Origin of the sequence: Achromobacter marplatensis, from assembly GCF_049060505.1 — a bacterium.
GTDB classification, from domain to species: Bacteria; Pseudomonadota; Gammaproteobacteria; order Burkholderiales; family Burkholderiaceae_B; genus Achromobacter; species Achromobacter marplatensis_A.
Window position 1 is genome coordinate 218002 of sequence record NZ_JBMGRB010000008.1, and the last position, 22613, is coordinate 240614.

The window sequence follows — 22613 nt, forward strand, 5'->3', positions numbered from 1 at the left end:
CCCGCGGCAGCCGCGGGCGTGGCGGGGAGGGAGGTTTGACGTGAGACAGGTGTCTCAGTATGATTCTTTCGTCTCATTTCTTGATTCTACAGGCCTAGCGGCCTCACATATTGAGGCGCGCACCGAGTGTAGCCGCCCGCGGAGGAGCCATGACGCAATCGAACCGGCGGGTGTTTGTCGCCGCCACCTACGACACCAAGGGCCACGAAGCGGAATACGTGGTGGATCTGCTCAAGCGCGAAGGCCTGGACGTGGTGTCGGTGGACGTGTCCACGTCAGGCGCTGCCAGCGCCGCGCAGGTGCAGGCCCAGGAAGTGGCCCGCAGCCATCCCGACGGCCCGCAAGCGGTGTTCACGGGCGACCGCGGCACGGCGATCGCCGCCATGGCGCTGGCCTTTGAACGCTACGCGGCCGGCAATAGCGCCATCGGCGCCTTGCTGGGGCTGGGCGGGTCGGGCGGCACGGCGTTGATCACGCCGGCCATGCGCGCGCTGCCCATCGGCACCCCCAAGCTGATGGTGTCGACGATGGCCTCGGGCAACGTCGCGCCTTATGTCGGCCCCTCGGATATCGCCATGATGTACTCGGTGACGGACGTGGCCGGGTTGAACCGCATCTCGCGCCGCGTGCTGGCCAATGCCGCCGGCGCGATCGGCGGCGCATTCCGGCAGGCGGGCGTCGCCGTTGAAGACGATGGACGGCCCGCCGTGGGCATCACGATGTTTGGGGTGACCACCGCGTGCGTGCAGCAGGTGACGCCGTTGCTGGAATCCCGCTATGACTGCCTGGTGTTCCACGCCACGGGCACGGGCGGGCAGTCGATGGAAAAGCTGCTGGACAGCCATTTGCTGGGCGGCGTGCTGGACCTGACCACGACCGAAGTCTGCGACTTTCTATTCGGGGGCGTGCTGGCTTGTACGGAAGACCGCTTCGGCGCCGTGGCCCGCACCCGCGCGCCTTATGTGGGCGCGTGCGGCGCGCTGGATATGGTGAACTTCGGCGGGATAGAAACGATTCCCGAGCGCTATCAGGGCCGCAAGTTCTATCCGCACAACCCGCAGGTGACGCTGATGCGCACCACCGTCGAAGAAAACACCCGCCAGGGCGAGTGGATTGCCGCCAAGCTGAATCAATGCGACGGGCCGGTGCGCTTCCTGATTCCCGAGGGCGGTGTATCCGCGCTGGATGCGCCGGGCCAGGCGTTCTGGGACCCCGAGGCCGACGCGGCCCTGTTCGCCGCGCTGGAGGCCAACCTGGTGCAGACGCCGCAACGCCGGCTGGTGCGCGTGCCCTGCCATATCAACGACCCGCTGTTCGCAAAAACGGCGGTCGACCATTTTCTTGAAATCGCTAGCCATTGAAGGATTGCCGCCATGCCCCGTTTCGACCGTAACGAACTGCTGGACAAGTTTCGCGCCATGGTGCGCGCGCGCACACCCATCGTGGGCGGCGGCGCGGGTACGGGCCTGTCGGCCAAGTGCGAAGAAGCGGGCGGCATCGACCTGATCGTGATCTATAACTCGGGACGCTACCGCATGGCGGGCCGGGGCTCGCTGGCCGGCCTGCTTGCCTACGGCAACGCCAACGAGATCGTCGTCGACATGGGCCGTGAAGTGCTGCCGGTGGTGAAGAAGACGCCGGTGTTGGCCGGCGTGAACGGCACCGACCCGTTCTGCGACTTCGACGTGTTCCTGGACGACCTGAAACGCCAGGGCTTTTCCGGCGTGCAGAACTTTCCCACCGTGGGCCTGATCGACGGCACCTTCCGCGCCAACCTGGAAGAGACCGGCATGGGCTATGCGCTGGAAGTGGACATGATCCGCCTGGCTCACCAGAAGGGCATGCTGACCACGCCCTACGTGTTCAATGAAGACGACGCGGTAGCGATGACGGAGGCCGGCGCGGACATCATCGTGGCACACATGGGCCTGACGACGGGCGGGGCCATCGGCGCCGAAACCGCGCAGACGCTGGACGACTGCGTGGCTGCGATCGACCGCATCGCCGCCGCTGCGCTGGCGGTGCGCCCGGATATCATCGTGCTGTGCCACGGCGGCCCCATTGCCACGCCTGAAGATGCCGCGCACGTGCTGCGCGCGTGCAAGCATTGCCACGGCTTCTACGGGGCCAGTTCGATGGAGCGCCTGCCCACCGAGCAAGCGCTGACCGCCGCCACGCGCGCGTTCAAACACCTGACTTTCTAAGGGGCGATCCCGCGTAGATTCGCGGGCCCGGTGGAACAAACAATCGGCCGCGCCGCCCGGCGCGTGGCAGGGCGGAGCTATCCCCGTATCCGCACTTCCCCTAATATCCGCCCCTGTTCTTATACGATTATCGTATTTTCAACGCACCCCTTTCCGGGGCGCGTACACAGCCGAGGCAACGCGGGCTGGCAATGAGATGCACGTTTCCGGACGAACTTCCTTATGCCTACTTCAGCTTCTCGAGTACTGTTGAAAAAGGACGCTGTCGTTCCGTTCCAGTCAGAACCCAACCTGACTGACCGGGTGACAGAGATGCTGCTGGACGAGATCACCAGCGGCGACTATCAAGTCGGCGAGGTCCTTCCCCCGGAGCAGACCATCGCGACCCGGCTTGGCGTTTCGCGCACGGTGCTGCGCGAAGCGGTTTCCCGCCTGAAGGGCGATGGCATCGTACAAAGCAAGCAGGGCCGTGGCCTGACCGTCATGCAGACGGCGCGGCCGTCGGTGTTGCGCATGCAAGCCGCGGATATCGGCGATGCCGAACAAGTGCTGCGTATCGTTGAACTGCGCCGGGGCTTCGAGATCGAGGCGGCGCCGCTTGCCGCGGAACGCCGCAGCGAAGAAGACCTGGCCGCCATGCGCCAGGCGTTGCGCAAGATGGCCGACGCCATCGCATCCGGCGATGTGGCGGTGGGGGTGGATGCCGACATGGAATTCCATCGCTGCGTGGCGCGCGCGACCCGCAACGAACACTACCTGAATTTCTTTGATTTCCTGGCGGTTCTCCTGAAGAAGAACCTGCGTGTGTCGCGCGCGCGATCAGCCAAGATCGCGGGCCGCGGCGCGCAGGCGCAGAAGGAGCACGAGGCCTTGTTTGCCGCCATCGAGAAAGGCGACGTCGAGCTTGCGCGGCAGCATGCGCGCACCCACGTCGACAACACGGAAGCACGTCTGCGTACAGCGGCGGCCACGGCGGAAAGACCGTAGGCGCCCGGGTTTGGGGGCATCCTCCAAGGGGAAGTGGTGATGGGTCATAAGACGATCGATGAGTTGGTGCGCGCCGACGAGGGGCTGGTCAGCCGGTCTATCTTCGTGGACGACGAGATCTTCCAGCAGGAGCTAAGGCAGGTGTTCTCGCGAGCGTGGTTGTTCGTGGGGCACGAGAGCCTGGTGCCCAAGCCGGATGATTATTTTGTGTCGCGCATGGGAACAGAGTCCGTGATTCTGACGCGCGACCGGCAGGGCCAGATACAGGTCATGCTAAATAGCTGTGCGCATCGGGGCATGAAGCTGTGCCGCTACGACCACGGCAACAATCGGACCTTTACCTGTCCGTACCATGGCTGGAGCTTTTCCACCGACGGCAAGCTGGTGGAGCGGCCTGGCGAGCTGGTCGGCGTGCCCGGCCACGCGACGCATTACAAAGGCGAGCTGGACAAGAAACAGTGGGGCCTGAAGACCGTGGCGCAGGTGGCGAACTACAAAGGCGCGGTCTTTGCGACGTGGGACGCGGATGCGCCGCCGTTCGAGGATTATCTGGGCAATATGCGCTTGTACCTGGACGCGGCGCTGGACCATCGCGATGGCAGCCCGGGCGGTTCCGAGGTTATCGGCGGCGTGCAGAAGTGGCGGGTGAAGTGCAATTGGAAGTTCGCGCCCGAGAATTTCATCGGAGACCTGTATCACGACATCAGCCATCGCTCGGTGGATATCGTGGGCATAGGGCCGGGCGGAGGCAAAGGGCGCCGCGACGCGTCCGTCAGCCGATCGGCCATCTGTTTTCCCGAGCTCGGGCATGGGTTGCTGGGCCGGTTGCCGTTCTATGAAGAGGGGCCTTACGCGCCGCAGTATGCGCGCTATCCCGAGGTGGAGGCGTACTTCCGCCAGATCCACGAGCAGCGCGAACGCACGCTGGGGGCGGCCATGCGGGTGCAGACCAGCGTGGGTACGATTTTCCCGAACATGTCGTTTCACGGGCGCCAGCCGCGCACGCTGGCCGTATTCCATCCCATCAGCGCGACCGAGATGGAAATGTGGCGCATGTATCTGGTGGACAAGGACGCACCCGAAGCCGTCAAGGAAGCCATGCGCCACTACTTTCTGCGCTATTCGGGGCCGGGCGGCATGACCGAGTCGGACGACATGGAGAACTGGACGGGCGCTACCGAAGCCAGCATGGGCGCCATGTCGCGCGAGCTTTACTTCAACTACCAGATGGGCGTGGGCCACGCGCAGGCCGTGCCGGAGATTCCGGGCTGTGCCGTCAACGGCGAGTACACGGAAGAGAACGCGCGAATCTATTACCGGCGCTGGGCGCAGTTCATGAACGGCCTGTCCTGGAAGCAGCTGATGGCCGGCGCCACGCGCGCCGAGGAGCAGGCGGCATGAACGCGACCATTGAAAACGCGCCGGACGCGGCGCAGGATTCCAGCGTGGACGACATGCACATCTGGTGGCAGGCGCAGCGCTTTCTGCACTACGAGGCCGACCTGCTGGACCATCGCGACTTCGACGCCTGGCTGGGCCTGCTGGACGAAGACATCGCCTACCGCATGCCGCTCACCCGCAACGTGCGGCGCGACGCCATGGCGCAGGAATATTCAGGCACGCAGGACGCCGCCTGGTTTGACGAGGGCATCGATACGCTGCGCCAGCGTGTCGCGCAGATCAAGACCGGCATTCACTGGGCCGAGGAACCGGCTTCGCGCGTGTCGCGGCTGGTGACCAACATCCGCGTGCTGGACGTCGCGCCGGAAGAGGGCGGCGGCGAGCGCGTGCGGGTGCGCTCACGGTTTCTGATCTACCAGAACCGCCTGCAGACCGAAGTCAACTTGTTCGTCGGCAAGCGCGAGGACGTACTGCGCCGGCGTGACGGCCGCTGGACGATCCTGGCGCGCGAGATCCACCTGGACCAGAACGTCCTGCTTTCCAAGGCGCTGACGATCTTCTTCTAGCGCCGACCCTGCCGCAAATCGTTGGTTGTTTCCACTCGGGGCCAGTCCGCCGACAGGACGAGACTCGTCCATACCTGGAGTCGCAGCATGCATAGACGTACTGTATTGAAGGCCATCGCCGGCGGCGTCGCCGTAGCGACGGCCGGAATGTCCCGGGCGGCCGACGGCGCGTTTCCCACCAAGCCCATGCGCCTGATCGTGCCCTATCCGCCGGGCGGCGTGACCGACGTGGCGGGGCGCCTGGCCGGGGAGATTCTTAGCCGCAAGTTTGGCCAGCCCGTCGTGGTCGAGAATCGTCCCGGCGCCAACGGCATGATAGGCAGCCAGCAGGTGGCGACGGCGCCGGCGGACGGCTACACGCTGCTGCTCAATGGCCTGGGTGGCATGGTGCTGCCCATGGCCACGGTGACGGGGCTGCCGCTGGACATGTCGCGCGCCTTTACGCCCATCGGGCAGATGGCCGAGTTCATCAATGTGCTGATCGTGCGTGCTGATTCACCAGTGCGCAGCGTGGATGACCTGATCGCCGCCGCGCGCGCTCGCAGCAAAGACGGATTGAACTATGGCTCGAACGGCATCGGCACCTCGGTGCATCTGACCACCGCTTTCTTCGCGCAGCGCACCGGCACCAATCTGCTGCACGTGCCGTACAAAGGCAGCGGCGAGATGCTGGTGGACGTGGTCAACGGCAACCTGGATTTCAGCTTCAGCAATCTGCCGCCCGTGATGGGGCTGGTTCGCAAGGGGTCCATCCGTGCGATTGCCGTGACCAGCAGTTATCGCAGCAAACAGTTGCCCGACGTGCCGACGATGGCCGAGCAGGGCGTGGCGGATTTTGATGTGACAAGCTGGTTGGGGCTGTATGGCCCGGCGGGATTGCCGGCGGCATTGGTAAGCAAGCTTAGCGCGGCATTGCAGGAAGGCATGGCGCAGCCGCAGTCGGTGGAAACGCTTAGCGCGGCGGGCTTCGAACCCAGGCCGTCGGGGGCGGACGCCTTTGCGGAATTGAACCGGGCCGAACTGGCGCGCTGGAAGCAGGTTGCCACGCGCGCCAATATTTCCCTGAAATTCGGAGCGTGATGGCCATGGAGTCTTCTTCGCGGGTACGGCACGTTCATACGGCCATCATCGGCGCGGGGCATGCCGGCGTTGAATGCGCCTGGGCCTTGCGCGCGGCCGGCGTTGAAGGCGACCTGGCGCTGTTCGGCGCCGAGACGCATGCGCCCTACGAACGGCCGCCGCTGTCCAAGGCGCTTTTGACTGGCGGAACCAGCGCCGAGCGCATCGCATTGCGCGCCGACAGTGCTTACGAAAAGTCGCGGGTGGTGGTCGTGGCCGGTGATCCGGTGGTCAGCATCGATACGGCCGCGTATACCCTGTCCACGCGCTCCGGCCGCGTGGTCGGCTACGAACACTGCGTGCTGGCCACGGGCGCCAGCGCCCGCCCTATCGCCGAGGTGGCGGGTGAGCAGACCTATTCGGTTCGCGGCCTGGACGACGCGCACCGGTTGCGCCAGGCGCTGCGTCCCGGCGTCCGGCTGCTGGTGGTCGGCGCGGGCTACCTGGGCCTGGAGGCCGCATGTTCGGCGCGCAAGCTGGGCGCCGAGGTGCTGGTGCTGGAGCAGGGCGGCAACGTGATGGCGGGCAAGGTGTCCGAGCCGACCGCCACCCGCATCGGCGACCTGCACCGCGAAGCGGGCATCCAGATCCGCCACGGCGCGGCGGTGGCGCGGTGGGAGCGCACCGCGACAGGCTGGCGCGCCCACTTGGCCGACGGAACGGTGCTGCAAGCCGATCTGGTGCTGGTGTCCATTGGCGCCATCGCCGAGACCGCGCTGGCCGAGGCGGCCGGCCTGATCTGCCTGGATGGCGTGGTGGTTGACGAGTGCTGCCGGACCTCGGCGCCAGATGTCTACGCCATCGGCGATTGCGCCAGCGCGTTCCGCGGCGAGCTGCAGCGCCACGCACGCATAGAGAGCGTGCAGAACGCGCTGATGCAGGCGCGCACGGCAGCCGCTGCCATCGCCGGCAAGAGCCCGCCGGCGCCGCGTCCGCCCACGTTCTGGTCAGAGCAGCAGGGCCGTCGCCTGCAGATGGCGGGCCTGGTCGATCCGGCCCAGGCTTGCCGCGACGTATTGTTGCCCACCGCCAAGGGGTGGCTGGTGGAGCGCTATCAGCAGGGCCGGCTGGCCGCCATCGAAGCGGTCGACAGTCCGGTGGAATTCATCAAGAGCGTGCCGCGCATCGGCTCGCCCGAGTCCGCCTCATGAATCGTAGTGAAGCCACAGGGAGGCATCATGCCCTTTGCCATATTTGAGTTGCCCGACGGCGCCGAACAGGTGCTGGACGTTCCCGATGACTGGTCGCTGATGGAGGCGGCGCGCCGCGACGGCCTGGAAGGCATCGTCGCCGAGTGCGGCGGCGGCGCCATCTGCGGGACCTGTCATGTGCAGGTGGACGCCTCCTGGCATGCGCGGCTGGAACCGCCCGGCATGGCGGAGGAAGCCTTGCTGGAAGTCGTGCCCGAGCGTTGCGCCACCAGCCGCCTGTCTTGTCAGGTGATCATGACGCCAGCGCTGGACGGTATTCGCGTGCGCGTGCCGTCTTCGCAGCTTGAACTGTAGTGGTAGCGGAAAGGAGACAGCCGCGATGCCCGATAACAAATCCATCAACCTCGTCGACCTCCAGGCAGGCGTGCGCGTGCGCATGGCCGGCGGCGCGCTCGCCGAGATCGTAGAGAACCCGCAGGACGGGTTCTGGCTGATTGTCCGATACCTGGAACATCCGGCCGAACCCGCGCTGGTCGACGCTGGTGAGCAACAGGTGTTCGCCACCGACGTCGAAGCAATCGAACCTTGACCCTACCGGAGCCGTAAATGAATCAAAAGCCTAAAGTCATCGTGTCCGCGCCACTGCCGGCGGACTTGCGCGAACGCCTCGCCGCACGGTGCGAAATCATCGATGTGCCCACCGGACAGAATCCTGCCGAAACCGTGCCGGCGGCGTTGCGCGAGCAGATCGCCGGCATGGTCTGCACCATGCGCACCAAGGTGGATCAGGCGCTGCTGGACGCATTTCCGGCCCTGACCGTTAGTTCCAACTTTGCGGTGGGTTTCGACAACGTCGATCTGGCCGCCGCCACACAGCGCAAAGTTCTGATTTGCAATACACCCGGAGTACTGGACGGCGCGGTAGCCGACGTGACCATCGGCCTCATGCTGTGCCTGGCCCGCAACCTGGTGGCGGGCGACGCGTTCGTGCGTAGCGGCGAATGGACCAAGGGGGCTTTCCCCCTGACTCGCGACATTCGTGGCAAGACGCTGGGGCTGCTGGGCATGGGCCGCATCGGCCGCGTGGTGGCGCGCACGGCGCAGGCTTTCGACATGAAGGTGGTCTATCACAACCGGCGCCAGGACCCGCAAGCCGAAGGCCTGGCCAGTTACGTCGAACGCGATGAGCTGTTCAAGGTGTCGGACGTGCTCAGCGTGCATATTCCGCTGTCCGCCGAAACGCGCCACTCCGTCGGCAAGCGCGAATTGGCGTTGATGAAGCCGACGGCCTACCTGATCAACACGGCGCGCGGGCCGGTCATCGACGAAGCGGCGCTGATCGAGGCACTGCGTGCCGGGACCATCGCGGGCGCAGGGCTGGACGTGATGGAGCAGGAGCCATTGCCGGCCGCAAGCCCGCTGTGCCAGTTGCCCAACGTGGTGTTGCAGGCGCACGTGGGCAGCGCCACGCACGAGACGCGGCGCGCCATGATAGACCTGGCCGTCGCGAACCTGATGGATGCGCTGGGCAACAAGACGCCGCAAGCCATGGTCAATCCCGAGGTCTGGCAGGCGCGCGCCTGAAGGGCTCCTTGGCCGGGGCGCAATGCTGGCATGGGCCACTCCGGCACGGGCCGCCCCTGGCATGGAAAGTCCATGCCCGGGGCGGCCCGTGCTCTTTACTTGGCGCCGTAGTCCACGACAATGCCGGCCTGCCTGGCCACCTCGCTCCAGCGCTTGAACTCCGCAGCCGAGAAAGCCTGGAATTCCGCCGAGTTGCGCAGCTTGGGCTCGAAACCGGCGCCGATGATGCGTGCCTGGAATTCGGGCGTCGCAAGCCCGGCCACGATGGTGTCTGACAACTGCGCGACGATGGCGGGGTCGATCCGGGCGGGCGCGTACATGCCCAGCCAACTGGTCACGTCGAAGTCCGCCATGCCTTGTTCCTGCATCGTCGGCACCTTGGGCAGCTGCCGCGCGCGATAGGCGCTGGTCACCGCCAGGGCCTTCAGGCGCTTGCCTTCCACCATGGGCAGGGTGGGGGGCAGGTTCATGAAACAGAGATCCAGGTCGCCATTGGCGGTGCCGACCAGGGCGTCGGCCGCGCCCTTGTACGGCACGTGGTCGAACTTCAGGCCGGTGCGCATGGCGAAGAGTTCCGCCGTCATCTGCGACGAGCTGCCGACGCCATTGCTGCCGTACAGGGGCTTGCGCTTGCTGGCGCGCAGATGTTCGATCAGGTCGGAGACCGTCGTGGCGGGGTGGTCCGCCCGCACCACCAGCGCATTGACGAATTCCGCGACCTGGGCGATGGGCAGCAGGGCGGTGGGGATGTCGATAGGCAACCCGCGCAGCGTTGCCGGCGGCAGGACATTGTGACCCAGGCCGCCGGTGGTCAGGGTGTAGCCGTCTGGCTTGGCGGCGGCGGCGGCCTGCATGCCGATGACGCCGCCCGCGCCGGCGCGGTTTTCGATCACTACGCTCTGGCCATATTTGGCGTAGAGCAGGTCTCCGACCAACCTCCCGGCAAGATCGGTGGCGCTTCCGGGCGTGGACGAGACGATGATCTTGATGACTCGGGACGGATAAGGCCCGCTCTGCGCCCAGCCCCTGCCTGTCAGGCTCAGGCCGGCTGCGGTTCCGATCAGCTTTAACGCACTGCGACGTTTCATGACGACTTCCCCTTGGGTTAGACCTACTGCTTCACGTGCTGCTCCAATCGATGTGCCTCGGACTTTGTACGATAAACATATTTATCTACGGTACGAGGCAGACGCGAACACGCAAATTGCGGCTAACCCTAGGGACGTTGCGGCACGCGCTTGCAGCCGGCGGGCAGCGGCGCATCGCGCAGGTAATCATGGATGGCGCGGATGAGCGCCTGCGCGGCGGGGCTTAGCGGGTGTTCTTTGTGCCGGATGATGCAGACCGTGCGCGTGACAGTCGGCCGCGCCAGCAGCGCGTAGGCCAGGCCCGGCTCCAGCACGCGTTCGGCGGCCAGCGCCGGCAGCAGCGCCACGCCCAGGCCCGCTTTTACCAAGGCGGCCTGCGACGTCGTGCTGGACGCTTCGTAGAACGGCGCGCCTGCCTCGATAGGCAAGTCCGCGCGGGCGCGCAGCAGCGCCATGATTCCCGTTTCGTCCACGACCCCCACCAGTTTGTGTTGCGCCAGCGCCGACCAGCGCATGGTGCCGTCGCGCCCCGGGCGCAGGCTGTCGTCGTCGGCGCGGTACAACACGCCAAAGCGGTCTTCCAGCACAGGGTCGAAACGCAGCCCCGGCGCATCGGCCCAGCGGCTGGTCAGCCCGAAGTCCACATCGCGCGTGGCGACCTTGCGCTGGATGCGGCCGGAATTATCATCGCTCAGGTACAGGCGCACGGCGGGATACTGGGCGGAAAAACGGGCCGCGGCCGGCGCGATGATCTGCGTGATGGCCGACGGCGCCGCCGCCACGCCCACGCGCCCGCGCTCCAGGGCGCCATAACGCACCACGTCTTCGATCGCGCCGTCGAAATCCGCCAGCAGCCGCATCACGCGGGGCAAAAACGCTTCGCCAGCGGCGGTCAGCAGCACGCGCCGGCTGGTGCGCGCGAAAAGCTGGGTGGCCAGCGCGTCCTCCAGTTGGCGCACCAGGCTGGTCACCGACGATTGCGTCTGGAACAGACGTTTGGCGGCATGCGTGAAACTGGATTCCTGCGCCACCGCCACAAAGGCGGTCAGGTGCTTCAAGGTAACGTGCTTGGGCAGGCGATTCATTACAAACCACGATAGATGGATCAATAAAAACAATTTTCCCAGATTGATCGCGCCGACGATACTAAGGCTTGTTCCCTCCTGGCCTGAGCGCGGCATTCTGTTATGCGCACAGGCCCGGGGCTTCATCGGGCAGGACGATCATGCGGCAGGAAATAGTGGATCTGATCATTGAAGGCGGCTGGGTTATCGACGGGCTGGGCGCGCCCCGGCGACGCGCCGACATCGGCGTGAAGAATGAGCGCATCGCGGCCATCGGCGACTTGTCCGGCGTGGCCGCCGCCCGGCGGCTGGACGCCCGAGGCAAGATCGTGGCGCCGGGTTTCATCGATGTGCACGGCCATGACGATCTGATGTTCGTCGAGAAGCCGGGCCTGGAATGGAAGACCAGCCAGGGCATTACCTCTGTCGTGGTCGGCAATTGCGGCGTCAGCGGCGCGCCTGCGCCGTTGCCGGGCAACACCGCCGCAGCCTTGGCGCTGCTGGGTGAAACCCCCTTGTTTCCGGATATGCACGCCTACTTCGACGAAGTGCGCATGCAGCGCCCGATGATCAACGTGGCGGCCCTGGTGGGCCACGCGAACCTGCGCCTGGCCGCCATGCGGGACCCGGCGGCAGCCCCCACCCCGGATGAGCAGGCGGCCATGCAGCGCATGCTGGCCGACGCGCTGGCCGCCGGCGCGGTGGGGTTCAGTACCGGTCTGGCGTACCAACCGGGCGGCGTGGCGGAATCCGCCGAACTGGAGGGGCTGGCCCGCGTGGCGGCGGCCCACGGCGCGCTGCACACCAGCCATATCCGCAATGAAGGCGACGAGGTCGAAGCCGCCGTGGACGAAGTACTGGCCGTCGGCCGCCAGACGGGCTGCGCGACCGTGCTGTCGCATCACAAGTGCATGATGCCGCGCAACTGGGGCAAAAGCCGCGCCACCCTGGCCAACATCGACCGCGCCCGCGCCGAGGGCGTGGACGTGGCACTGGACATCTATCCGTACCCGGGCAGTTCCACCATCCTGATCCCCGAGCGCGCCGAGAGCATCGACGATATCCGCATCACCTGGTCCACGCCGCACCCCGAATGCAGCGGCGAATCGCTGGCCGATATCGCCGCGCGCTGGGGCTGCGACAAAACCACCGCGGCTCAAAGGCTCTGCCCGGCGGGCGCTATCTACTTCGCCATGGACGAAGCCGAAGTGCGGCGCATCTTCCAGCACGAATGCTGCATGGTGGGCTCGGATGGTCTGCCGAACGACGCGCATCCGCATCCGCGCTTGTGGGGCAGCTTCACCCGCGTGCTGGGCCGCTATGTGCGCGAGGCCGAACTGCTGACGCTGGAGGCCGCGGTCGCCAAGATGACGGCGTTGCCGGCGCGCGTATTCGGCCTGGCGGGGCGCGGGCAGCTAAGCGTGGGGGCATGGGCGGACATCACGGTGTTCGATGCCGACACGGTGGTGGACCGCGCCACGTGGGAATCCCCCACGCTGGCGTCGGCCGGCGTCGAACACGTGCTGGTGAACGGACATCCGGTATTTCCGGCGGTTGAGGGCACGGCGCGTCCCGGCAAGATACTGCGGCGGGAACCTGCCGTGCGCGGCCAAGATACTGAATAACAACAGCAACCACCCTTCAGGAGATTCCCCCATCATGATGATGCGCAAGACTTGTATGGCCCTGCTGCTGGCCGCCGTGCTGCCCGCTGCCCACGCCGCTTTTCCCGACCATCCCATTACGTTGATCGTGCCGTTCCCGGCAGGCGGCCCCACGGATATCGTCGGCCGCGTGGCGGCCGCGAAAGCGGGCGAGATCCTGGGCCAGCAGATCGTGGTGGAAAACCGGACCGGCGCGTCGGGCACCATCGGCATGGTCGCCACGGCCCGCGCCAAACCGGACGGCTACACCGTGGGCCTGGCCACCGTCAGCACGCACGGCACCGCGCCGCACCTGTTTCCCAACCTGGCTTACGACCCGGTGAAGGATTTCACGCCCATCAGCAACCTGGTCACCAGCCCCAACATCCTTAGCGTGAATCCGAAGTTCCCCACGCAGACGCTGGCCGACTTCGTGGCCCACGTGCGCGCCAATCCGAACAAGGACGGTTATGCGAATGCCGGCGCGGGCGGGGTGAACGACCTGGGCATGATCTGGTTCCTGCAGATCATCGGCGGCAAGATGAACAGCATTTCGTATCGCGGGTCGGCGCCTGCGCTGACCGACACCGTGGGCGGCGTGGTTCCGGTGATCTTCGACAACTTCCCGTCGTCGTTGCCCTACCTGAAAAGCGGCCATCTGCGCGCGCTGGCCATCACGGGCACCCAGCGTAATCCGCGCCTGCCCGACGTGCCGACGTTCGCCGAGCAAGGCTACAAAGACTACGACGTCACTGCCTGGTACGGCGTGGTGGGACCAGCCGGAATGCCGGCCGATGTGCGCGACAAGCTGGCGCAGGCGTTCGCCCAGGCGGTGCGCGATCCGGCGACGGCGGCAAAGATGGAAGAGACGGGCGCGTTCCCGCTGGGCAACACGCCGGCTGAATTCGCCGAACAGATCCGCAGCGAACGCGACCGCTGGAAGACCGTGATCGACCGCGCGCAGATCAAGCTGCAGTAAGCGCGCGTCAGTACACGTCGCGGCGGTAACGGCCGCCGTGCTGCATGGCTTGCAGGCGGTCGTCGCCCAGGATGTCTTGCAGCGCGGCATCCACGCCGCTCGCCATGCCTTGCAGGCTGCCGCAGACATAAATCGCGGCGCCGGCGTCCACCCACGACCTGACGGCGTCCGCCTGTTCGCGCAGCAGGTCCTGCACGTATCGGCGCTGGGGCTGGTCGCGCGAGTAGACGGCGTCCACGCGCGCCAGCGTGCCTTCCTGCCGCCAAGCGTCGATATCCGTTTGGCAGAAGTTATCGTGCGCGGCATTGCGTTCGCCGAATACCAGCCAGTTGCGCCGGTGGCCCGCGGCGCGGCGGGCCTTGATCAGCGCCCGCAGACCGGCAAGCCCGGTGCCATTGCCCACCAGGATCAACGGCCGGCCGTCTTCAGGCGCATGGAAATTGCGATTGGTGCGCACGCGCAGCGCGATCTCGTCGCCGGTTTGGGCGATATGGGTCAGCCATCCGCTGCCCAACCCCAACCCGCCATCGGCGCCGCGCATCTGCCGCACCAGCAACTGGATCGCGCCGTCTTCCGGCAGGGATGCGATCGAATATTCGCGGTGCGCCTGCACCGGACCGCCGGGCTCCCGCCGGGGGCCGATTTCGGCGATGTCGCCCGCCATCCATTGCGGCATACCGCCCGGGGGCGGTGTCAGGGTCAGCAAATAGCAGGGGCCGCCCTGGCTCTCGGGATTCATCAGACGGCGATCCGCCAGGCGCCAGGCGTCGTAGACCGGCGCTTGCCAATCAGGCAGGTCGCTTCGGCCAGCCAGCAAACCCAGGTGATGCTGCCAATGGCGCAGCGCGGCCGGATCGCCGTTGTCCACTTCGACCAGGTCGAACAGCGGCGTCGCGCCTTGTGCGTGCAGCCAGTCGTCAAGCCGGTGCCCAAATCCGCAGAACCGGGCATATTCGCTGTCGCCCAGCGCCAGCACGGCGTATTGCATGCCGGCCAGCGTCGGGTTTACGCGGGGGGCGGCGGGCGGCGCCTGCATCTGTCCGGCGAAGGCCGCGGCGGCATCGGGCGGGTCGCCTTCGCCATAGGTGCTGGCCACGAACAGGACGCGGCGATAGGAGGACAGGCGCGGCAGGTCCAGTTGGTCCAGCGCCGCCACGCGGACGGTCAAACCGCCGGCGCGCAGGGATTCGGCGGTCTGGCCGGCCAGGGCTTCGGCGTAGCCGGTCTGGGTTGCGTAGGCGATCAGCAGGGTGTCTTCGGGTGTGGGCGCGTTCAGGGCTTGGAGGGCCTGTGCGTGCAGCGCCTCGTGCCGTCTGGCGCGGCGCCATGCCCACAGGCAAAGCAGCAGCCAAAGCCCCACCACGCATGCCGCCGCGATCAACCGGGTCAGGCTCATGGGTTCAGTGGGCGATGGCCCGCGCCTGGAACGCCGGCGTGGCGATGACACGATAGGCGCCGGCGTCGCGCAGGATGAAGAGGGCCGCCAGATCATGGCGGCGGGCATAGGCCAGGCCGTCCGCTTCGCCCAGCACCGTCAGCGCGGTGGCCAGGGCGTCGGCCTGCATGCATATCGGGTGCAGTACGGAAACCGACGCTACGTTGTTGCGCACGGGCTGGCCGGTGCGCGGGTCGATGGTGTGCGCGTAGCGCGCGTCGCCGCTGCCGGCGTGGCGCCGATAGTCGCCCGACGTGGCGATGCTGACGTCTTCCAGCGGCAAGGCCAGGGCATGGTCATCGCTGGCGTCGGGCACTTCGACGGCCACGCGCCAAGGCTGGCCGTCTGGCCGGTTGCCGCGCGCGCGCAATTCGCCGCCGACCTCCACCAGGTATTGCGTGATACCCAGGGCGTCCAGCGCCATCGCGGCGCGGTCGACGCCATAGCCCTTGGCAATCGATGATAAGTCCAGATACGCGCCGCCCGGCTGATAGGCAGCCTGCGTCTCGATATCCAACGCCAAGCGCCGCCAACCGCATCGCAGGCGCGCCGCGTCCACGGTGGTGGGCGAAGGCGGTTCAAAGGCGCGTTGATGCGGGCCGAAACCCCAGGCGTTCACAAGCGGACCCACGGTCGGGTCATAGGCTCCATCGGTGTCATCCGCCAGCGCCACCGCATGGCGCAGGACATGAAAAAACGCGTCGGGCAAGGCGAGCCAGCCCGGGCCCGCCTGATTGAACAGACTGATGTCGGAACCTGCTTCCCAGGTGCTCATTTGGGCCACGACTTCGTCTAGCGCAGCCTGCACCGCCAGCCGCGCCGCGTGGTCGCTGCAACCGGCGGGCAGCGCCATGCGCGCCGACCACGTCGTGCCCATGGTGACGCCGGCCAACGCGGCTGGCGCCATCAGCGCGGCCGGCATGGCGCCATACGCCACGCGAACGGCAGGCGTCGCCGCGCCGCGCGGCGCATAGGAAGAAGAGGTGGCCACGCGCCCGCCGCGTCTTAGGGCTGCAGCACTTCGACCGTGCCGGCGTAGGACAAGCGGCGCTTCTTGGCTTGCGGCACGGTGATCTTGGCGTCTTCCATGCCAGCTTCAATCCAGTACAGGCCTGGTTGCGCCCACTTCACGGAGAACTTGCCGTCCTTGTCCGTCTTCAGCTTGATTTCGCCGACCTTGTCGCGATAGCGGCTGCCGCCGGGCACCACATTCACATCCAGTTCCGCGGCCGGCTTGCCATCCACCAGCATCTGGAAGGTGGCTTCTTCACCCGTGAAGAGATCGTTCGGATGCGTCACGGGCGCCAGTTCCAGGCCGCGGCCCACCGGCTTGATGGCCGTCGGTTTGCCTGCCGTCACGAAGGTCTCGACGCGGCCCAGGCTCTGCGACACCTCAAGCTCTTGGGCGTTGGCGGGCACGGCCTGGGCCATGCCTTCCACCTTGCCGAAGTAGCGCTTGTTCTTGCCGTCTTCCTTCCAGCGCGCGAACACGCCGTCATTCACCACCGCCACGCGATAGGTGCCGCTTTGCTTTAACTGCAGGTCGAAGGTGCTGCGCAGCTTGCCGCGGTTCAGGTTTTCGGCTTCGGCGGCGTTGCCGTCCGGGGCCACGACGGCCAGGCCGTCCAAACGCATCGGCGCATGGTTGAAATAGAACTTGTCATTGCCCACGGCGGCGTCGACCGTGATCCAGCTGTCGGTGCCCGACAGCACGGTGGAGGACGGCACGATCCAGACATCATGCGCGTGCGTGGCAAAGGGCAGGCACAGCGCCAGGGCGGCGGCCAGGTTGGCGGCGGATTTCATGGTTGCGCTCCTTGAAGGCGATTCGATGGGCATCAGGGTTTGAGGTCGAGCGCAATGGCGCCCAGTTCATGTTCGCCGCGCGCCGTCAGTTGCTCGGCTTTCTGCGGCGGCCACTGGAAGGGGATGCGCAGCAGTTCGCGGCCGCCGACTTCGCGCGCGGCTTCGACAACCACGGCGTATTGGCCAGGCTTGAGCGTGGACAGGGGCTTGCTTGCCGCGTCGAAGCTCAGCGCGTGCTTGCCCACGGGCTTGGTCGCGCCGCTGACGCCGTCCACCGGGAACTGCTGGTTGCGGCCGCTGCGGCGCCACCATTGGCGCATGTCCTTCAGCCACTCGGCGCCTTCGTTGTTCTTCTTGGCCACGTCGTACCAGACGGCCAGGTCGGCGGCGACGCTCTGGTCGGGATTTTCGATCCAGATCGCCACGTAGGGACGGTGGTACTCGGCCACGTCCAGGCGCGGCACTTCGATGTTCAGGCCGATGTCGGCCGCATGAGCCGTTCGGGCGATCAGGCCAGCCAAGAGGGCCGGCAATAGCAGTTTGCGCATGGAATGCTCCAGGAGCGGATCGGATGGAATCAATGGATGAACAGTAGGGCCAGCACCACGGGGATCACGACGCCCATCCCGACCATGGGCCAGGTTGCGCTGCGGTTGCCTGCGTGCATCTTCAGCAGTACCAGCCCGGTCAACGAAAAGACCAGACAGGCGACGGCGAATATGTCCAGGAACCAGCTCCAGGCCAGACCGGTGTTGCGGCCCTTGTGCAAATCGTTCAGGTACGAGATCCAGCCGCGGTCGGTGCGTTCGTATTCCACGTCGCCGCTGGCAAGGTCGATCGATAGCCAGGCGTCGCCGCCGGCGCGCGGCAGCGACAAATACACCTCGTCGGCGGACCATTCGGCCGTTTTTCCGGCGGTGTCGGCATCCAGCGATTCATCCAGCCATTGCGCCACGGGGACGGGCAGGGGCGCTTTCTTTTGCCCGGCCGGCGAGGACAATTGCTTCAGCACGGGCCCGGGCAATTGCGCCTGCCGGCTCGTCACCACGGCTTTCGATTCAATGTGCGAGGCGTTGTTCAGCGTCAAACCGGTGACGGCGAATAGCAGCATCCCCAGCAGGCATAGCGCCGAGCTGATCCAGTGCCATTGATGCAGCGTCTTGAGCCAATAGGCCCGGCGCCGTGGAGCGGGTTGACTGTCCATGAGGGATTCGATTTGAAGGCGCGGATTCTAACATTTAATGAGAATTACTCTTATAAAACGCCGGGCTGCGCGAAGATGGAAATTTCAATCCGTTTCGCCGCGCGGCATCGATCCGGCCGTCCGCGGCGTGGCGGCGGCAGTCCTGCGGGGATAAGATAGGCCACCCGTTACCAACACCGGAGGTGCGTCATGCTGGAACCGCAATGGGGGGATATCGGTCGTCATTGGGGGTGGGTCGCTTTGCGCGGCGTCGTCGCCATCCTGTTCGGATTGATGGCCTTGTTCATGCCGGCCATCACCTTGTCGGCGTTGATACTGGTGTGGGGAGCATTCGCGCTGGTGGACGGCGTGCTGGCCCTGATCGCCGGGGTGCGCATCCGCGACAACGGCAAGCCGCTGTGGGCCCTGATCATCGTCGGCCTGCTGGGCGTGGCCGCGGGCATCGTGACCTTCCTGTGGCCCGGGCTTACCGCTTTGCTATTGCTCTACATCATCGCGTTCTGGGCGCTTGCGGCGGGTGTGTTCCAGGTCATTGCCGCCATCCGCTTCCGCAAGGAAATCCGCAACGAATGGCTGCTTGCCTTGTCGGGCGTAGTGTCGATCCTGTTCGGGATCATGCTGGTCATGCAGCCTGGCGTCGGCGCGCTGGCGCTGGTTTGGGTCATCGGCATCTACGCCGTGTTCTTTGGCATACTGCTGCTGGTCTTTTCCCTGCGGCTTAAACAGCACCGCGCCTCTTGACGTCCATGTCCGCCTACCAAACCCTGATCCCCTTGAATTTCCTGGCCGTCGGTCTGGGCGCCGTCCTTGGCGCCTGGATGCGGTGGCTTGTCAGCCTGTGGCTGAATGTTGAATCCTGGCCTTGGGGCACGTTGGCCGTCAACCTGGCGGGCGGATATCTGGTGGGATTGGTGCTGGCGATGGTGGCGGGCCACCCCGAATGGCCGGCCTGGGTGCGCCTGGGCGTCATCACCGGCTTCATGGGCGGCCTGACCACGTTTTCGACGTTCTCGGCCGAAACCGTGGCCATGCTTGAACGCGGCGCCTACGGCAGCGCGCTCGGTTACGCCGGAATTAGCTTGGCGGGATCGTTGGCCCTGACGGCCGCCGGCATCGCCACGGCGCATTTACTGCGCTAAGCATCGCGGAAATCGGGGCAGGCGGCGGCGCGCGCCATGCGCCAGCGCCGGTTGCGCCAGCCGATCAATCCGCGGCCAGATCCGTGGCCAGGTCCGCGCGCGGGTTCAAGACCCGGGCAGCCTGCAGGCCGCTTTGCACCGCGCCTTCCAGTACACCCGGATAACCCGTGTCGGTCCAGTCGCCGGCCAGGGCCAAGGTGGCCCACGGCGTTGAATTCAGGGGGCGTGTCAGGCCCGGCACTGCCGCGAAGGTGGCGCGCTTTTCAATCAGCAGTTCGGACGCGGCCACTTCCGGCATGCCGGGCAGCCGCGCGGGATGGCGCGCCGCCTGTTCCGCCACCTGGTCGATCAAGGCCTCCACCACCTGATGGCGGTTGCGCTCCGCGATGCTGGTGGCGGCGCTGGCGACCACGGCCAGTTCGCCCACCTTGGTGTCGCCCGCCAGTTGCGCGCGGTCGAACAGCCATTGCCCGATGTGGCCGCGCGCGGCTTCCTCGCGCAGCATCATCATGGGTTCGGGCAGGCGCCACGGTTCCGCCAAACGCAGGTTCAGCGTGGCGATGGGCAGATAGGTGAACGCCTTCAGCGCGTTCAGCAAGCCGGTGGCGCCGGCCTGCCGCAAGGGCGCGTCCAGCAACCGCGCCGCGAAAGCGGGCGGCACCGCCAGCACGGCGGCGTCGAAGCGTTCCTGGTTGACGACGATGCCGTCGTCGGAAGGATCTAGCTGGCGCACGGTGCTGCCGTAGCGCATCGTCACCTGGCGCGCCGCGGCATCGGGCCACAGGGCGGACAGGTCGGTGCAGGGCAGCAGCAAGTCGCTGTCTTCGCGGGTGCCGGCCAGGCTGTCGCGCAGCACGCGGGCAAACAGCGCCGCGCTGGCCGTGGCGGCCGGCGTGTTCAGGGCGGCCAGGCAAAGTGGTTCCCAGAGCTGGCGGATCAACGCGTCGGATTGCGCGTGGTAATGCAGCAGGTGCAGCACGGTCCAGTCGCGAGGCGGCATCCACGACATCGTTTTCAGGCCGCGCATCAGGCGCAACGTTGCAAAACGGTCGGCCCACGACAGGCCGCGCGCGCGCAGGATCGCGATCGCCATGTGTAGCGGGGCGGGCAAGCGGGGGGCGGACAGGCGGAAACGGCCGTCCAGGGTGGCCAGCCGTAGCGGCCGGCGCATCAGTAGCGCATCGGGGTTGCGGCCCACCCGGCGCATCAGCGCCAGCGTCTGCTTGTAGGCGCCCGACAGCAGGTGTTGGCCATTGTCCAGCGGCGCGTCGAAATCGCCGTGGAACACGCGGCGGGCGCGCCCGCCGGGCGTATGGCCAGCTTCGAATACCGTGACTTTGGCGCCGGCTTCACGCAGGGCGACGCTGGCCGCCAACCCCGCCCAGCCCGCGCCGATGACCGCCGCCTTCACCGCGCCAACCGGCGGACCAGTCCGCGTCCGCCGCCCACCCAGGTTTTCCATGCCAGCCACAGCTTGCGCAGTGGGGTCAGCGAAATGCGCTGGTGCAGCACCTGCCAGTTGTCGCGCTCGATTTCGTCAAGCAACGCGTGATAAATGGCGGCCATCATCAGCCCCGGCCGTTGCGAGCGGCGGTCGGCGTCGGGCAGATTGCGCATCGCTTCCCGGTAGAGTTCGCGGGCACGGTCGGCCTGGAACTTCATCAGGGCGGAGAAACGTTCCGAGTATTCGCCATTCAGGATGTCCGAGGCCTTGACCTCGAATTGCTGCATCTCGTTGACGGGGATGTAGATCCGGCCGCGGCGCGCGTCGTCGCCCACGTCCCGGATGATGTTGGTCATCTGGAACGCCAGGCCCAATTTTTCGGCATAGACCAGCGTCTTGGGATCGCTGTAGCCGAAGACGCCGGCGGACAGTTCGCCCACCACGCCCGCGGCGTGCCAGCAGTATTTACGCAAGCCCGGCCAATCCAGGTAGCGGGTCTGGTCCAGGTCCATCTCCATGCCGTCGACCACGGCCAGCAAACGTTCGCGGGTGATCGAACAGCTTTGCAGATGCGGCTGTAGCGCCCGCGTCACGGGGTGGTCCGGCTTGCCGTCGAACATCTGGTCGATTTGCGTGCGCCACCAAGCCAGCTTGACGCGGGCCAGTGACGGGTCGGTGCATTCATCGACCACGTCGTCCACTTCGCGGCAGTACGCGTACAGCGCGGTGATCGCGCGGCGGCGTTCGGGCGGCAGGAACAGGAAGGAATAGTAGAAGCTGGAACCGCTCTTGGCGGCTTTCTCCTGGCAATATTCGTCAGGGGTCATAGATAGGCAGGGCCTGTTACTTGATAGAGCGCCACAGCATGATGGCCCAGTCTTTGGCGCCCAATTCGGGGCGATTCATGAATACATCGTAGCCGCTCGCCTCGATCCGCTCCAGCACGCGCAGCCCGCCTTGCACCACTAGGCGCAGCTCCAGGCCGATGCGGCCCGGCAGGCGGCGCGCCAGCGGAGCGCCGAAGTGTAGCAGCGCCCGCGTGCGTTCGACCTGGAACGCCATCAGTTCGCGCCAGGCGGGTGTCAGCCGGCAGGCGGCCAGGTCGTCCTCAGAGACGCCATGGCGGCGCAGGTCTTCCTGCGGCAGGTATACGCGGTGCTTGTGCCAATCCACCCGCACATCCTGCCAGAAGTTCACCAATTGCAGCCCCGAGCAGATGGCGTCGCTTTCGGCCGTGTCCTGAGGGGTGGTGGCGTCGAACAGGTGCAGCATCAGCCGGCCGACCGGATTAGCCGAGCGCGTGCAGTAGTCGGCCAGCGCGGCGTAGTCTTCATAGCGTTTGACGGTAATGTCCTGCTCGAAGGCGGACAACAAGTCGAAGAACGGCGTGATCGGCAACTGATGCCGGGCGATGGTCTTGGCCAGGGGCGTGAAGATGTCGGCCAGCGGCGGCAGGCCAGGGGGCGGCGGCGTGCCGGGCTCGGCGCCGATGCGGTGCAGTTCCGTGCGGAACGCCGCCAGCTGGGCCAGGCGTTCGTCGTCGGTGGCGCTGCCTTCATCGGCGATATCGTCCGCGGCGCGGGCGAACCGGTAGATATCGGTCACGGCGCCACGCAGCCGGCGCGGTAGCAGCACCGAGGCGACGGGAAAGTTCTCGTAGTGATCGATAGACATAATAAGCAGCTCGGGCGGGGTCCCCGGGGACCCTGTCCACCTCATTTTAGAGTAGTCGTTTCGCCAAGGCACGATGCCGTGCCGGCGGGGGCGGCGATCAGTTAGACTTAAGCGCCACAGGATCT

24 protein-coding genes are annotated in these 22613 nt (G+C 66.4%); 14 read left to right on the top strand and 10 right to left on the bottom strand.

Annotation, left to right across the window (positions count from 1 at the left end):
• Positions 1-149 precede the first annotated feature (149 nt).
• From ACI0FO_RS20605 to ACI0FO_RS20650, 10 genes are all read left to right on the top strand, one after another.
• A complete protein-coding gene (locus ACI0FO_RS20605; protein ID WP_416029669.1) occupies positions 150-1361 on the top strand; it encodes a Tm-1-like ATP-binding domain-containing protein in 1212 nt (403 codons plus the stop codon).
• 12 nt (positions 1362-1373) lie between these two features.
• Positions 1374-2204 (top strand): phosphoenolpyruvate hydrolase family protein, encoded by an 831-nt coding sequence (locus tag ACI0FO_RS20610; RefSeq protein ID WP_416029671.1) that lies wholly within the window; start codon positions 1374-1376, stop codon positions 2202-2204.
• A 249-nt stretch (positions 2205-2453) separates the two neighbouring features.
• Positions 2454-3191, top strand: coding sequence for a FadR/GntR family transcriptional regulator (locus tag ACI0FO_RS20615; protein ID WP_416029673.1), 738 nt, complete (start codon positions 2454-2456; stop codon positions 3189-3191).
• Between the two features lie 39 nt (positions 3192-3230).
• Positions 3231-4592 (top strand): aromatic ring-hydroxylating oxygenase subunit alpha, encoded by a 1362-nt coding sequence (locus ACI0FO_RS20620; protein ID WP_416029675.1) that lies wholly within the window; start codon positions 3231-3233, stop codon positions 4590-4592.
• Positions 4589-5158, top strand: coding sequence for a 3-phenylpropionate/cinnamic acid dioxygenase subunit beta (locus ACI0FO_RS20625; RefSeq protein WP_416029677.1), 570 nt, complete (start codon positions 4589-4591; stop codon positions 5156-5158). The genes ACI0FO_RS20620 and ACI0FO_RS20625 overlap by 4 nt, the downstream gene beginning before the upstream one ends.
• An 87-nt stretch (positions 5159-5245) precedes the next feature.
• Positions 5246-6238: a Bug family tripartite tricarboxylate transporter substrate binding protein gene (locus tag ACI0FO_RS20630; protein ID WP_416029678.1), complete on the top strand. Its 993-nt coding sequence runs from the start codon at positions 5246-5248 to the stop codon at positions 6236-6238.
• 5 nt (positions 6239-6243) lie between these two features.
• Positions 6244-7428: an NAD(P)/FAD-dependent oxidoreductase gene (locus tag ACI0FO_RS20635; protein WP_416029680.1), complete on the top strand. Its 1185-nt coding sequence runs from the start codon at positions 6244-6246 to the stop codon at positions 7426-7428.
• Between the two features lie 27 nt (positions 7429-7455).
• Positions 7456-7782 carry a 2Fe-2S iron-sulfur cluster-binding protein gene (locus tag ACI0FO_RS20640; RefSeq protein ID WP_416029682.1) on the top strand — a complete coding sequence of 109 codons (327 nt, stop codon included), beginning with the start codon at positions 7456-7458 and terminating at the stop codon, positions 7780-7782.
• A gap of 25 nt (positions 7783-7807) precedes the next feature.
• A complete protein-coding gene (locus tag ACI0FO_RS20645) occupies positions 7808-8017 on the top strand; it encodes a hypothetical protein (protein ID WP_416029684.1) in 210 nt (69 codons plus the stop codon).
• Between the two features lie 17 nt (positions 8018-8034).
• Complete coding sequence (locus ACI0FO_RS20650) at positions 8035-9012, top strand: 2-hydroxyacid dehydrogenase (RefSeq protein ID WP_416029685.1); 978 nt, start codon at positions 8035-8037, stop codon at positions 9010-9012.
• A 95-nt stretch (positions 9013-9107) separates the two neighbouring features.
• On the opposite strand, the gene ACI0FO_RS20655 is transcribed toward ACI0FO_RS20650, so the two are convergent.
• On the bottom strand, positions 9108-10100 hold the full coding sequence (locus tag ACI0FO_RS20655; protein ID WP_416029687.1) for a Bug family tripartite tricarboxylate transporter substrate binding protein: 993 nt from the start codon (positions 10098-10100) through the stop codon (positions 9108-9110).
• A 128-nt stretch (positions 10101-10228) separates the two neighbouring features.
• Entirely contained in the window at positions 10229-11185 is a 957-nt protein-coding gene (locus ACI0FO_RS20660; protein ID WP_416029688.1) for a LysR family transcriptional regulator, read from the bottom strand.
• A 140-nt stretch (positions 11186-11325) separates the two neighbouring features.
• Between ACI0FO_RS20660 and ACI0FO_RS20665 the strand changes: the two genes are divergently transcribed.
• Both ACI0FO_RS20665 and ACI0FO_RS20670 read left to right on the top strand, forming a co-directional pair.
• Positions 11326-12789 (top strand): N-acyl-D-amino-acid deacylase family protein, encoded by a 1464-nt coding sequence (locus ACI0FO_RS20665; protein ID WP_416029690.1) that lies wholly within the window; start codon positions 11326-11328, stop codon positions 12787-12789.
• 37 nt (positions 12790-12826) lie between these two features.
• Positions 12827-13786: a tripartite tricarboxylate transporter substrate binding protein BugE gene (locus ACI0FO_RS20670; RefSeq protein ID WP_416029854.1), complete on the top strand. Its 960-nt coding sequence runs from the start codon at positions 12827-12829 to the stop codon at positions 13784-13786.
• Between the two features lie 7 nt (positions 13787-13793).
• Here ACI0FO_RS20670 and ACI0FO_RS20675 read toward each other — a convergent pair whose 3' ends face one another.
• The 5 genes from ACI0FO_RS20675 to ACI0FO_RS20695 form a co-directional block, all read right to left on the bottom strand.
• Complete coding sequence (locus tag ACI0FO_RS20675) at positions 13794-15182, bottom strand: sulfite reductase subunit alpha (protein WP_416029692.1); 1389 nt, start codon at positions 15180-15182, stop codon at positions 13794-13796.
• Between the two features lie 4 nt (positions 15183-15186).
• Entirely contained in the window at positions 15187-16143 is a 957-nt protein-coding gene (locus ACI0FO_RS20680) for an FAD:protein FMN transferase (protein ID WP_416029856.1), read from the bottom strand.
• Positions 16144-16226: 83 nt separating this feature from the next.
• Positions 16227-17027 carry a DUF4198 domain-containing protein gene (locus ACI0FO_RS20685; RefSeq protein WP_416029693.1) on the bottom strand — a complete coding sequence of 267 codons (801 nt, stop codon included), beginning with the start codon at positions 17025-17027 and terminating at the stop codon, positions 16227-16229.
• Between the two features lie 32 nt (positions 17028-17059).
• Entirely contained in the window at positions 17060-17575 is a 516-nt protein-coding gene (locus tag ACI0FO_RS20690; RefSeq protein WP_416029694.1) for a DUF2271 domain-containing protein, read from the bottom strand.
• 29 nt (positions 17576-17604) lie between these two features.
• The gene (locus ACI0FO_RS20695; RefSeq protein WP_416029695.1) at positions 17605-18231 is read right to left on the bottom strand and encodes a PepSY-associated TM helix domain-containing protein; all 627 of its coding nucleotides are present in this window, start codon (positions 18229-18231) and stop codon (positions 17605-17607) included.
• Between the two features lie 189 nt (positions 18232-18420).
• Between ACI0FO_RS20695 and ACI0FO_RS20700 the strand changes: the two genes are divergently transcribed.
• A complete protein-coding gene (locus ACI0FO_RS20700; RefSeq protein ID WP_416029696.1) occupies positions 18421-18972 on the top strand; it encodes an HdeD family acid-resistance protein in 552 nt (183 codons plus the stop codon).
• Between the two features lie 5 nt (positions 18973-18977).
• Positions 18978-19370: a fluoride efflux transporter CrcB gene (crcB, locus tag ACI0FO_RS20705; RefSeq protein ID WP_416029698.1), complete on the top strand. Its 393-nt coding sequence runs from the start codon at positions 18978-18980 to the stop codon at positions 19368-19370.
• Between the two features lie 64 nt (positions 19371-19434).
• On the opposite strand, the gene hpnE is transcribed toward crcB, so the two are convergent.
• From hpnE to hpnC, 3 genes are read right to left on the bottom strand one after another with little or no spacing between them, the layout of a single operon-like run.
• Positions 19435-20781, bottom strand: coding sequence for a hydroxysqualene dehydroxylase HpnE (gene hpnE / locus ACI0FO_RS20710; RefSeq protein ID WP_416029858.1), 1347 nt, complete (start codon positions 20779-20781; stop codon positions 19435-19437).
• Positions 20778-21641 (bottom strand): presqualene diphosphate synthase HpnD, encoded by an 864-nt coding sequence (gene hpnD, locus ACI0FO_RS20715; RefSeq protein WP_416029700.1) that lies wholly within the window; start codon positions 21639-21641, stop codon positions 20778-20780. The genes hpnE and hpnD overlap by 4 nt, the downstream gene beginning before the upstream one ends.
• A gap of 16 nt (positions 21642-21657) precedes the next feature.
• Positions 21658-22488 carry a squalene synthase HpnC gene (hpnC, locus tag ACI0FO_RS20720; RefSeq protein ID WP_416029702.1) on the bottom strand — a complete coding sequence of 277 codons (831 nt, stop codon included), beginning with the start codon at positions 22486-22488 and terminating at the stop codon, positions 21658-21660.
• Between the last annotated feature and the right edge of the window lie 125 nt (positions 22489-22613).

Bases quoted from the DNA above. Each gene is read 5' to 3' on its own strand.
- ACI0FO_RS20605 (WP_416029669.1), top strand. From the start codon at position 150: ATGACGCAATCGAACCGGCGGGTGTTTGTCGCCGCCACCTACGACACC.
- ACI0FO_RS20610 (WP_416029671.1), top strand. From the start codon at position 1,374: ATGCCCCGTTTCGACCGTAACGAACTGCTGGACAAGTTTCGCGCCATG.
- ACI0FO_RS20620 (WP_416029675.1), top strand. From the start codon at position 3,231: ATGGGTCATAAGACGATCGATGAGTTGGTGCGCGCCGACGAGGGGCTG.
- ACI0FO_RS20625 (WP_416029677.1), top strand. From the start codon at position 4,589: ATGAACGCGACCATTGAAAACGCGCCGGACGCGGCGCAGGATTCCAGC.
- ACI0FO_RS20630 (WP_416029678.1), top strand. From the start codon at position 5,246: ATGCATAGACGTACTGTATTGAAGGCCATCGCCGGCGGCGTCGCCGTA.
- ACI0FO_RS20635 (WP_416029680.1), top strand. From the start codon at position 6,244: ATGGAGTCTTCTTCGCGGGTACGGCACGTTCATACGGCCATCATCGGC.
- ACI0FO_RS20640 (WP_416029682.1), top strand. From the start codon at position 7,456: ATGCCCTTTGCCATATTTGAGTTGCCCGACGGCGCCGAACAGGTGCTG.
- ACI0FO_RS20645 (WP_416029684.1), top strand. From the start codon at position 7,808: ATGCCCGATAACAAATCCATCAACCTCGTCGACCTCCAGGCAGGCGTG.
- ACI0FO_RS20650 (WP_416029685.1), top strand. From the start codon at position 8,035: ATGAATCAAAAGCCTAAAGTCATCGTGTCCGCGCCACTGCCGGCGGAC.
- ACI0FO_RS20655 (WP_416029687.1), bottom strand. From the start codon at position 10,100: ATGAAACGTCGCAGTGCGTTAAAGCTGATCGGAACCGCAGCCGGCCTG.
- ACI0FO_RS20660 (WP_416029688.1), bottom strand. From the start codon at position 11,185: ATGAATCGCCTGCCCAAGCACGTTACCTTGAAGCACCTGACCGCCTTT.
- ACI0FO_RS20665 (WP_416029690.1), top strand. From the start codon at position 11,326: ATGCGGCAGGAAATAGTGGATCTGATCATTGAAGGCGGCTGGGTTATC.
- ACI0FO_RS20670 (WP_416029854.1), top strand. From the start codon at position 12,827: ATGATGCGCAAGACTTGTATGGCCCTGCTGCTGGCCGCCGTGCTGCCC.
- ACI0FO_RS20675 (WP_416029692.1), bottom strand. From the start codon at position 15,182: ATGAGCCTGACCCGGTTGATCGCGGCGGCATGCGTGGTGGGGCTTTGG.
- ACI0FO_RS20680 (WP_416029856.1), bottom strand. From the start codon at position 16,143: ATGCCGGCCGCGCTGATGGCGCCAGCCGCGTTGGCCGGCGTCACCATG.
- ACI0FO_RS20685 (WP_416029693.1), bottom strand. From the start codon at position 17,027: ATGAAATCCGCCGCCAACCTGGCCGCCGCCCTGGCGCTGTGCCTGCCC.
- ACI0FO_RS20690 (WP_416029694.1), bottom strand. From the start codon at position 17,575: ATGCGCAAACTGCTATTGCCGGCCCTCTTGGCTGGCCTGATCGCCCGA.
- ACI0FO_RS20695 (WP_416029695.1), bottom strand. From the start codon at position 18,231: ATGGACAGTCAACCCGCTCCACGGCGCCGGGCCTATTGGCTCAAGACG.
- ACI0FO_RS20700 (WP_416029696.1), top strand. From the start codon at position 18,421: ATGCTGGAACCGCAATGGGGGGATATCGGTCGTCATTGGGGGTGGGTC.
- crcB (WP_416029698.1), top strand. From the start codon at position 18,978: ATGTCCGCCTACCAAACCCTGATCCCCTTGAATTTCCTGGCCGTCGGT.
- hpnD (WP_416029700.1), bottom strand. From the start codon at position 21,641: ATGACCCCTGACGAATATTGCCAGGAGAAAGCCGCCAAGAGCGGTTCC.
- hpnC (WP_416029702.1), bottom strand. From the start codon at position 22,488: ATGTCTATCGATCACTACGAGAACTTTCCCGTCGCCTCGGTGCTGCTA.